Here is a 2,381-nt window from a genome sequence, read left to right as displayed (position 1 = left end):
TCCAGTATTATCTGCGCTTTTGGCTTAGCATCTGCCGCACCTCGCTCGCCGTATCGGCACTTAGAATTATGCGGTATGCCTAAGATGTTTTTTGGCGCTGCACAAGGCAAAAGCACGGCAGCGATACCTTTATAATAGTCATTATAGCAGATTTCGATAAAGTCTGTGCTAATTTTTTCTTAGCAGAAATTTTATATCGGTGGGTGTATACTGTTCTCATCAAACAGAAAGGGGCAACCGCAAATGATAAACAAAAAAGCAATCGCCCAGTCGGCGCTGCTGTTGGCCGCCGTTTTGATGATCGGCTTCGGCATCTGGCGTGGGGAGGCAGATACGGTGTTGGCAAAGGCTATCCGGTTGTGTATGGAGTGTGTTGGCATTGGATAAGAAAAACGGTTCTTTTCTGGCCCGTTTCCGGGGCTGGTTTCAAGCAGGCGCAGCGCTGCTGACGAACATTCACCTGCCGAATTTTGCCAAGGGTGTTCTGTATCAGGGCAAGGGCAAAACAGTATGTGTGCCGGGGCTGAACTGCTACTCCTGCCCGGGTGCGGCGGGGGCCTGCCCGATCGGCTCGTTTCAGGCAGTGGTCGGCTCGTCAAAATTCCGATTTTCCTATTATATTACCGGCATCCTGATTTTATTGGGGGTGCTGCTGGGACGGTTTATCTGCGGCTTTCTCTGCCCGTTTGGCTGGCTGCAGGAGCTTTTGCATAAGATCCCATCGCCCAAGTGCTCCACCAAGCGTCTGAAGCCGCTGCGATATCTGAAATACGCCGTGCTGCTCATCATGGTGGTGCTGCTGCCTGCGCTTGTTGTCAATGAGATGGGAATGGGCGATCCGTTCTTCTGCAAGTATCTCTGCCCGCAGGGTGTGCTGGAGGGCGCAATCCCCCTCTCGCTGACCAATGCAGGGATACGCGCCGCGCTCGGCAAGCTGTTCAGCTGGAAGCTCTGTATCCTGCTGGCGGTCGTTGTTGCCAGTGTGGTGTTTTACCGCCCATTTTGCAAGTGGCTCTGCCCGCTGGGGGCCTTTTACGCGGTCATGAACCGTGTATCTCTTTTCCAGATGCGGGTGGACACCGATAAGTGCGTATCCTGCGGTGCCTGTGCGCGGGCCTGCAAGATGGATGTGGATATTACCAAGACGCCAAACCACGCGGAGTGTATCCGTTGCGGTATGTGTATAAAATCCTGCCCGACCAAGGCGATACACTATCAGTACGGCTTTGGCGATAAGGCAGATAACAATAAGGAGATTTGAGTATGAAACGAATTGTAGCAATTTTGACCAGCCTGGTTCTGGTATTTTCCCTCGCCGCCTGCGGCAGCCAGCAGGCAGGCACCGCCGCCGGCAGCGAAGCAGCTTCCACCGCCAGCAGTGAAACAGCCTCCACCGCCAGCAGTGAAGCAGCCTCCACCGCACAGACCAAAACCGAGGAGCAGCTTTTGGCAGAGGAAAACGATATTCTGACCGCGAACGATGAACTGTGGGAAAAGGTTTTTGCCTCGATGGACAAAAATGTGACACAGACCACCCTCAACAACAATTACGGCGATTTCCTTATGGATGCCGTGGATAACGCGAAGGATCAGTTCACCGAGGAAGAGTACGCCTCCCTCAAAGCGGACGCTGATAAGATCCGGGAAATCGAAAATCAGATCACAGCCCTTCCTCAGGATGAAGCCACCAGCCAGAGCGCAGCGGAGAACGGCAGCACCTTCCCACAGTTTGAGGGCAAGGACCTTGATGGCAACAGCGTTGACAGCAGCCTGTTTGCCAACAATGCGTTCACCGTTGTAAACTTCTGGTTCAGCGGCTGCAAGCCCTGCGTGGATGAGATGGATGACCTTGACGCACTCAACCAGCGCATCAAGGAGCAGGGCGGCGAGGTCATCGGCGTCAATACCGAGACGCTGGACGGCAACGCAGACAATATCGCCACCGCTAAGAAAATTCTGGAATCAGCAGGCGCATCCTTCCGCAATATCTACTTTGATCCTGACAGCGAGGCCGGCAAGTTTGCACTGGGCATCATGGCTTTCCCCACAACCTGTGTTGTGGACCGTCAGGGCAACATCGTTGGGGAGCCGATCATGGGCGGCATTGATCAGGAGGCCAATATGGCTACGCTGGAAAAGCTGATTGCCGATGCTGTTGCGAACGATACCGGCAAATAACAGCCGCCGCACGATAAAAAGAAAAAGACGCCTGAAAAGCAAAAAAATGGCTCGTAACCTGAAAAAGCTCAAGGGCAATATTGTAACGATCACGGACGATTCCCAAAACGAATTTGAAAAGTTCTAAGGCAATACCGCATAATTCTAAGTGCCGATACGGCGAGCGAGGTGCGGCAGATGCCAAGCCAAAAGCGCAGATAATA

4 protein-coding genes are annotated in these 2,381 nt (G+C 53.2%); 3 read left to right on the top strand and 1 reads right to left on the bottom strand.

Translation table 11 applies throughout. The annotated features are described in order from the left end of the window. The first annotated feature begins 243 nt into the window (after positions 1 to 243). Genes C4885_RS16005 through C4885_RS15995 form a run of 3 tightly spaced genes read left to right on the top strand, consistent with a single transcriptional unit; the run spans position 244 to position 2,178 of the window. Positions 244 to 387 (top strand): CD1871A family CXXC motif-containing protein, encoded by a 144-nt coding sequence (locus C4885_RS16005; RefSeq protein ID WP_114001286.1) that lies wholly within the window; start codon positions 244 to 246, stop codon positions 385 to 387. Continuing rightward, complete coding sequence (locus C4885_RS16000) at positions 380 to 1,261, top strand: 4Fe-4S binding protein (RefSeq protein ID WP_114001285.1); 882 nt, start codon at positions 380 to 382, stop codon at positions 1,259 to 1,261. Before C4885_RS16005 ends, C4885_RS16000 begins: the two co-directional genes overlap by 8 nt. Before the next feature lie 2 nt (positions 1,262 to 1,263). Next, positions 1,264 to 2,178, top strand: coding sequence for a TlpA disulfide reductase family protein (locus tag C4885_RS15995; protein ID WP_242979622.1), 915 nt, complete (start codon positions 1,264 to 1,266; stop codon positions 2,176 to 2,178). Here the strand turns inward: C4885_RS15995 and C4885_RS16885 are convergent. Next, the coding region (locus C4885_RS16885) for a hypothetical protein (RefSeq protein ID WP_207657617.1) at positions 2,126 to 2,381 on the bottom strand (256 nt) is incomplete at its 5' end. The genes C4885_RS15995 and C4885_RS16885 overlap by 53 nt on opposite strands.

Origin of the sequence: Subdoligranulum sp. APC924/74, assembly GCF_003324125.1 — a bacterium.
In the GTDB taxonomy this organism is placed as follows: domain Bacteria; phylum Bacillota; class Clostridia; order Oscillospirales; family Ruminococcaceae; genus Gemmiger; species Gemmiger qucibialis.
Note: the sequence above shows the minus strand (reverse complement) of the source record. Positions and strands in the feature narration are given on the sequence as shown.

Bases quoted from the DNA above. Each gene is read 5' to 3' on its own strand.
- C4885_RS16005 (WP_114001286.1), top strand. From the start codon at position 244: ATGATAAACAAAAAAGCAATCGCCCAGTCGGCGCTGCTGTTGGCCGCC.
- C4885_RS15995 (WP_242979622.1), top strand. From the start codon at position 1,264: ATGAAACGAATTGTAGCAATTTTGACCAGCCTGGTTCTGGTATTTTCC.